Origin of the sequence: uncultured Veillonella sp. (assembly GCF_915069625.1) — a bacterium.
In the GTDB taxonomy this organism is placed as follows: domain Bacteria; phylum Bacillota; class Negativicutes; order Veillonellales; family Veillonellaceae; genus Veillonella.
The window spans coordinates 1-7888 of record NZ_CAJZFD010000093.1 but is presented as its reverse complement, the minus strand read 5'-3'; the positions used below and the strand labels follow the sequence as shown (position 1 = coordinate 7888).

Genomic DNA, 7888 nt, shown 5'->3' with positions numbered 1-7888 from the left:
GGGCTTGTTTGTTAATTGTATTGGTTAATCTGCCCCTTTATGAATTATTATTTATGTTATTTACATATTTTTTCGATAGCAGTATAATTTAATCGTAGTAATCATGAGGGTAATATGAAGGGGAAGTATTTTGTAGTATAACAAGGGAGGCGTATGATTATGAATCACGCAAAGAAACTACAATTATTAGCAGTACTCGGAGTTTTAACCATATCTTCTTCTAGCTTGGTACAAGCAGCAGATATTCCTGTTGTTTCCTCTGGTGGTGCCACTTATAACATTGGTCTACAAGGTTGGTCATCTTTCACCAACTCAGACAATGTACATCTCGGTGGTCAAACTGGGGCGGCTAACAGCGATCCATATTCCCATACAGGGGATCCAAATGCAAAGGGTAATAATATTGCCATCGGCCGTCTTGCCCTGAATGGTTCTCAAGGTGGCGGTAATGTAGCATTAGGTGCTAAGAGCTTTGTAGGTGGTAAAGGTGACTATAACTTTTTAGGTAACTTTGCAGCAGGTTATAACTCAACTATTTCGGATACAATTGCGGTAGGTTATTTTGCAGGAGCTGGCTCTGAAGGTAATAAAAACGTATGGCTCGGTGCATCTCAAGCTGGCGGTAGTAAGGGGAATAATACTGTATTAATCGGTTCTAACTCTACAGTAAATGGTAATTTTAACTATGGCATGGGTCATGGTGTTATCTTTAAAGGCGATAAGAACTCCGCTATTGGCGCATATAACAAAATTGAAGGTAACCAATCTGGCGCCTTTGGTGTAGGTACGTATAATGTGGATACTGTTAAGGGCGATAATTCCTACAGTGTTGGTAACAAGAACCAAGTGAGTGCTAATAATACATTCGTAGTTGGTAATAATGTGAAAACATCTCTAGACAATGCAGTTGTATTAGGTAATAATTCTACTGCTGAAAGTAGTGATGTAGTGAGCACTCCTAGTTATACCTACAATAATGGTGTTACTGAAAGCTTCGCCGGTACTGCTCCTGTGTCTACTGTATCCGTTGGTGCGGCAGGTCAAGAACGCACCATTACTCATGTAGCAGCAGGTCGTATTACAGCGGATTCTACAGATGCGGTTAACGGCTCCCAGTTATATGGTACAAACCAACAAATTGATGTATTGCATCGCGATGTACGCCACGTGGAAAAAGAATCTAACCGCGGTGATGCTCGTGCCGCAGCACTAGCTGCATTACATCCACTACAATTTGATCCTGACCACAAGGTTCAAGTTATGGGTGGCTATGGTCACTATAAAGGCGAAAATGCATTGGCTCTTGGCGTAGGTTACTATCCAAAAGAAAACCTACTTCTCACTGCAGGTACAACTGTAAGTGGTGATTTGATGGCCAACGTAGGCGTGTCCTATAAATTCGGTGAAAATAAGACACTTGCTAAGATTTCTCCTGCATCCTATAACGCATTAGAACAACGTGTTGATACATTAGAAGCACAAAATAAAAAATTACAAGAAACAGTAGATATGCTTGTGCAAAAACTTAATGAAAAATAAGTTTTGATATGGAAGAGGTAATAACATTGTTATTACCTCTTTTTATATACATATAATAGTAAAATAATACGTTTCTAGCGACCACTTGTCTTGACATGCATATACATTATTCGATACACTTATACATATTTCATTTGTTGTTCATGAATTTTAAATGTAGAGAGTAATGAAACGTATTGTGTGTATCGCCTTGAGCGCCCTATTGTGTTGTGTGGGTACAGCTGAGGCAGAAAAACAACAATTACATAATGATAAGGGCGTAGTATCTGCAAAAACTGATGCTCAAACAGAACGCATGAAGGCCGCATCAGAGGGCTTTCACATTACGCCTGCCGTCACACCAGACCATGTGATTGGCCAAGGTGGGCCGCTCATCATGGATCGGCAAGATACTAAGACCGTGCAGTATAGCAATGTAGATGCAGTGAACCGCGCCATTAATGCGGTAGCTATGTCCAATGTATCTAATGCTATGTATGGTGCCAAAGGTAAGCCGTGGATGCGACGCACTACGCTGAGTTTTCAGTTCCAAGAAGGATGGAAGCCGTTGTATTCTGCGGAGACTATTCAGCCTCTAGGTCATTACGATAATACCTCTCGTGATGTGTGGTTTACGCAGCAGCGCATTTCTCGTGCCTCTGATACGGGTACTACCCTTAATGTAGGCGTTGGGTACCGTCGTATTTCCAAGGACGACCGTCGTCTCTATGGAGCTCATCTATTCTATGACCATCGCTTCTTAAATCGTCACGATCGACTCAGTGCTGGTCTTGAATATATGTCTGGTGAAAGCGAGTTTCGTTTTAACTGGTATGGTTCTGCTTCTGATGAGCGTGTTTTGGATGCGAACCTGCATACCTTAGAGCGAGTATCTAATGGTTATACCTTAGAATATGGTAAAACCTTTAAAAATGCGCGCTGGGCTAGAGTCTATGTTGAAGGCTATCACTGGAACCAGGATCGACAAGCCGATAAGAATGGTTTGCGCATAGGCTCTGAGATGCAACTCACGCCGCGTGTATCTATAGATATGGGGTATAATAAACCGGAACATAGCTCTGGCGGTGCATATGGTAAAATTACGTTCCGTTTAGCGGGAGCTCCGATGGCTTGGTATGGTGGCAAGCATCGTTTAGAACAATCTGCAACGGTTCGCGATAAAATGCTCAACCTCGTAAGACGAACTAATACGGTTTTTGTTGAACAATAATTTTGATAACTGAATAGACAAATTGAATGGTCATGCCATTTCCTGCATTCATTTTATTTTAATGAAAATTAAATGAAAAATAATCTACTATTGTTCCTATATAAGTGATATACTCTAGGTAAGGGAAACGTTAGTGTTCATATCAATTGTTCTTTAAGATAATGGCTTTTTATAAAAGCCATTATCTTATTATTGATGCCGTGTGATCGCCCGTTCATCTTAGTTACTCTCCAACTATTTAATAATCTTTGTGTTGTGTTTACTTCAAAATCTCTCTCTTTTAATAACAAACCTATATCATACGGCACCGGTAAGAGGTTCGCCTTCCTCTTACCAAAAAAGGGTAGTTAATCCTCCTCGATTAACTATCCTTTTTTATATTCTCTTAATAGATATATAAATTACTGTTTACAAAATTCGTATACGTGCTACAATATTCATATAAAACTCATGAATAAAAAGTGAATTTTAATGCAAAGAGAGAATGATTGGTTTTGTAGTTTGTAAATGGAGGTTCTAAACTATGAACAAACGGAAACGTTTATTAACCGTGTTGATTAACGGTGTGCTATTGTCTAGCTTGTGTATGGTAGCTAGCGCTGCAGACACTGCAACAGGTTCAGGAAATGGCGTTGCTTATGGTACAGGCAGTAACGCACCAAAAGCAGAAAACGTAGCGATTGGTAAGGATGCTAAGATTGCATATAGCGGTGGTGTTGGACAACCTTCCACCGGTGATATTGTAATTGGTGGTGGAGCTCATACTAACAACTATATTGATCAAGGTGGTGGCATTGCTATTGGTGCGAATTCTTTTGTTGAGAATATGGTTGGTGGCTTTGAAAGAGCTTTCGACTTTAAACAGGCTGGATATAATAGTTTATTTGGATTCCCATATGGTTTACCACAAGACCCCACTAAAATGGTAACTGGTGTTGCGATTGGTCAAAATACATATGCTCGTTCTGGCAGTGTTATGCTAGGGACACACAACTATAAGGGAAAATTAGGCGATGTAGATGTGGATAGTGCTCATACAAAAGATAATAATGGCCATTTATTTTCTACAACAGTAGGTGCTAATAGTTATTCTAATGGCTTATTCTCTTCTGTAGTAGGTTCATATTCTATCGCCTCCTCTAAATATTCTGCATCATCTGGAAATGAGACTAAGAATTTCGGCTCTACAATCACTGGTGCGTTAAATAGCATTGAGTCTGCAAGTTCTAGTTCTAGATATGCTGGAATTGCTAATAGTATTGTAGGTGTAGCAAATAGAACTAATAACTCTAATGGCTCTTTAGTATTCGGTGCAGGTAATGAAATTACAAACTCTATCACTAGCATTTCTGGTGCACCAACTAGTGGTGGCGACAATCCTAATGAATTGCGCAATAGCGTAAAGAATGCTGTCAAAGTTGCTAAAGGTGGCGGTGCTACAATGGCTTTCGGTGGCGGCAACAAGGCTGACTACACATTGCGCACATCTATGATTGGTGTTAATAATACTGTTACAGGTGCGAATGGTGCTGAAAGCGCAGATAACTTTGTAGTAGGCGTTGGTAATACTGGTACGAATGTACAACATATGACGGCTATTGGTTCTAAGAATACTGTATCGGATGCTAATAATACAGTTATTGTTGGTGATAACCGTAAGGTAACAGGTGCTAATAATTCTGTTATTATTGGCTCTAGCGATGCAGAAACTACTACAACTGTAAATGATGCAGTAGCTATTGGTCATAACACTGAAGTATCTGCTGAAGGCGGTGTAGCTCTTGGCAGTAAATCTAAGGCGACTGTAGCAGCTGGTGCAGCTGGTTATGATATCAGCACAAAAGCAGCATCTACTGATACAAGCTCCACATGGAAAGCGACAGCATCTGCTGTATCTGTTGGCGACGTGGCTAATGATGTAACACGTCAAATTACATCTGTTGCAGCTGGTACAAATGATACTGATGCAGTAAACGTAGCACAACTTAAAAAGGTAGAAACTAAAATCTCTACTGTTGAAGCAGATGCTAAAAAACATACTACTGTAGTAGCTGGTGCTAATACAACTGTTACATCTGGTACTAATGCTAATGGCGGTGCAGAATACAAAGTAGCTGTTAATAAAGACTTAGTAGAAATGAGCTCTGCTAACTTCGGCAAAGCAACTGACGACGTTCGTGCTCGTATCGATAAAGACAGTGCTCGCTTCTTTAACGGTAGCGAAAATATCGGTGTTACACCTAAAGGTATCCAAATCGAAAACACAGATACCTTAGAACAAGCAAAATTCGATAAATACGGTATGTACGCAAGTGAAGGGGACAAAACAGTTTACTACACTACAACTGGTATTAGCGCAGGCGACCAAATCATCAATAATGTGAAAGCTGGTGTAGCAGACACTGATGCGGTAAACGTATCTCAACTTAAACGCGTACAAGATCAAATTGCAGCATCTACCCAAGTTACAACTGTAACAGCTGGTGACCATATTAAGGTTACACCAACTGTAAATGGTAATACTCACGACTATAAAGTATCTCTTGCTGATGATATTGCTGACCAAATTACAAATAACACAACAAATATCAACAAAAATACAAATGATATCAAAAATATCAAAGGTAATTTATCTAAAATCGATAAACGTGTTGATAAATCTGTAGCAGGGGCAGCAGCGTTAGCAGCATTGCATCCACTTGATTTCGATCCAGATGCTAAATGGGACTTTGCTGCAGGCTATGGCCATTACCGCAGTGGTAATGCTGCCGCATTAGGTGCTTTCTATCGTCCTAATGAAGACGTACAACTTAGCGTAGGTTCTACTGTAGGCAGTGATGAAACAGTATTTAATGCTGGTTTATCTGTGAAAGTAGGCGCTCATAGCAATGTATCTCGTTCTCGTGTAGCGATTGGTAAAGAAGTATTAGCTCTTAAGAAAACTGTAGCTGAACAAAATGCTCAAATTCAAAAATTGACTACATTGTTGAATGGTGTTGCTGGTACTAAGATGAAAGCCGATCACACAACATTGTTCCCAGATATCCCTACAAACCATTGGGCATATGAAGCTGTAAGCGATTTATCTCGCCGTGGTTTAGTTGAAGGCTATCCAGATGGCACATTCGGTGGTGACCGTATGTTAACACGTTATGAATTTGCTCAAATCGTATACCGTGCTATTCAAGACGGCGTAACAGTTAATGATCGCCTTGTAACAGAATTCAGCCCTGAAATGGCATTGTTCCGTGTTGACACTGTAGCTAAAAATGCTAAAGGTGAACCAACAATCGAACGCGTTCGTGTTAACAAAAAATAAGGATACTATTAGTTTATAGTGTTCACACAACTCAATAAGTAGCTACTATGCCATACCTCAACTCCACCCCGAGGTCGCATAGTAGTGAATATAAAAAGGAGTAACTGATTATATCAGTTGCTCCTTTTTGTTGTTATATTAGGCTCACTATTCTTTTTATTTGGCAAAATAACCTAGCGATTGAATGTGCGCGATGGACTCGTCTAAATATTGTTCAGAGGACACAATGTGTTTAGTGCCATCATCTTTTGTTCTTTCAACGGTCATGTTTTCGTTCATAGTATCAATCAATTCTTGACGAGATATTGGTTTTGCCATCAATTTCATGACGTAGGATAAGCCTTCATCTACTGAAAAGTCTATTTGGTTATACATATTGCCGAGGCACATGTATTGATAACCACCTTTTTCAACAAGTGTGGATACATAGTTGATAAAGTGTTCTGGAATATAGGTTTTGTTTTCCTCAAATGGTAATTGGTCATATTTTTTTGCATATGTGTTGATATGACCGACGATAGCAAGATGGAATAAACGTCTATACATAGCATCAGTATCGATTTCAGAATCAGGATGATGTTCTTCAATATGTTTCATAATATCCGCTACATTGAATGGTCGTTTTGTATCCATTAATTCTTGGATGCTAATGTGCATAACATTGGTCCACTCTGGAGGAACACCAGGCTCTTCATCTAATGCATTGTTGAAGTATAGTGTATCTAGTACTTTCTTCTCAACCCTTTCGTCATGGGAAATTTTATCTTCGTTACTACACTTTGTTAATAGGGCCATGCGGAACTGAGTATCATATACGTAGTCATAATATTGTTCTTTATCAATAAAGTTATCTCTAGCCAATGTTCTAATATTATTTTCGACACTACTATCAAGCCATGTAATGAAGGAACGATTCAATGTTTCGTCACCGATGTAAGCACAACCTTGCTCTTGTGCACGTTCAATAAATTCTGACACATATACAGGATCATTAATAGCTTCTAAGTATTCGTGCCCAACATAATAATCATTAGATTGTAATACACGATTGATATTTTTTATTTTATAATCAGAAATTTGTTGGGAACGTTCATCTAATTTCATTGTTTCTGCAATGAGTTTTAATACATTTTTTGTGTAGACCGTACGCTCTTGTAATGAGTCGTTAGGTGCATGTTTTTCAGAATATAACATAATATCCCGCAATTGCTCTAACCGTTTCCAACCAGGATATGTATTGTATGATACATATGCTACACCACGGTCGGATAGATTTCGGTTACAAATGCTGAGGATTTTATCTTTCACCACGTCAGGCACCCAAGACCAAATACCATGGACGATAATGTAATCGAAGGTACCAAATGAATCATCAATATCCATAATATCTTTTTCTAATAATGTAATATTTTTTAGCCCCATGGATTCAATTAATTCATTCCCATGTTTCACCTGAGTAGGGGATAGGTCGATACCTGTAAAGGTAGTCGTTGGATTATATAGGGCTTGGGGAATGATATTTCCACCGCAAGAAGAGCCCAACTCTAATACGCGCGCGTCTTCAACTGGTACTGGGTCTAAGCCATAAATAAGAGCTTTTGCCATTAAAGATGTAATACATGTATTGGAAAATGGTTTTGATACGTATAGAAAATCGTCGTAAGATTCCTTCAGGTCGTTAATTTTAGATTGATCTACACTAGTAATGTGTTGTTTACTCATTAGAATATATCCCCTCTATAACTAATACTCGTAAAATGGTCCTCATAATGATTTAGTATATCATAATTTCTATTATATATAATGTAAAATCTCATAGT

Annotated in this window: 4 protein-coding genes; 3 read left to right on the top strand and 1 reads right to left on the bottom strand. The window is 38.9% G+C overall.

The genetic code is table 11. The features are described from left to right. The first annotated feature begins 159 nt into the window (after positions 1-159). From QZ548_RS06080 to QZ548_RS06070, 3 genes are all read left to right on the top strand, one after another. On the top strand, positions 160-1539 hold the full coding sequence (locus QZ548_RS06080) for a YadA-like family protein (RefSeq protein WP_295869079.1): 1380 nt from the start codon (positions 160-162) through the stop codon (positions 1537-1539). Positions 1540-1705: 166 nt separating this feature from the next. After that, on the top strand, positions 1706-2749 hold the full coding sequence (locus QZ548_RS06075; protein WP_295869078.1) for an inverse autotransporter beta domain-containing protein: 1044 nt from the start codon (positions 1706-1708) through the stop codon (positions 2747-2749). Between the two features lie 523 nt (positions 2750-3272). After that, positions 3273-6068, top strand: a complete 2796-nt coding sequence (locus QZ548_RS06070; RefSeq protein ID WP_295869076.1) for an S-layer homology domain-containing protein — start codon at positions 3273-3275, stop codon at positions 6066-6068. Between the two features lie 156 nt (positions 6069-6224). Here the strand turns inward: QZ548_RS06070 and QZ548_RS06065 are convergent, their stop codons facing one another. Then, positions 6225-7790 (bottom strand): class I SAM-dependent methyltransferase, encoded by a 1566-nt coding sequence (locus QZ548_RS06065; protein WP_295869074.1) that lies wholly within the window; start codon positions 7788-7790, stop codon positions 6225-6227. Between the last annotated feature and the right edge of the window lie 98 nt (positions 7791-7888).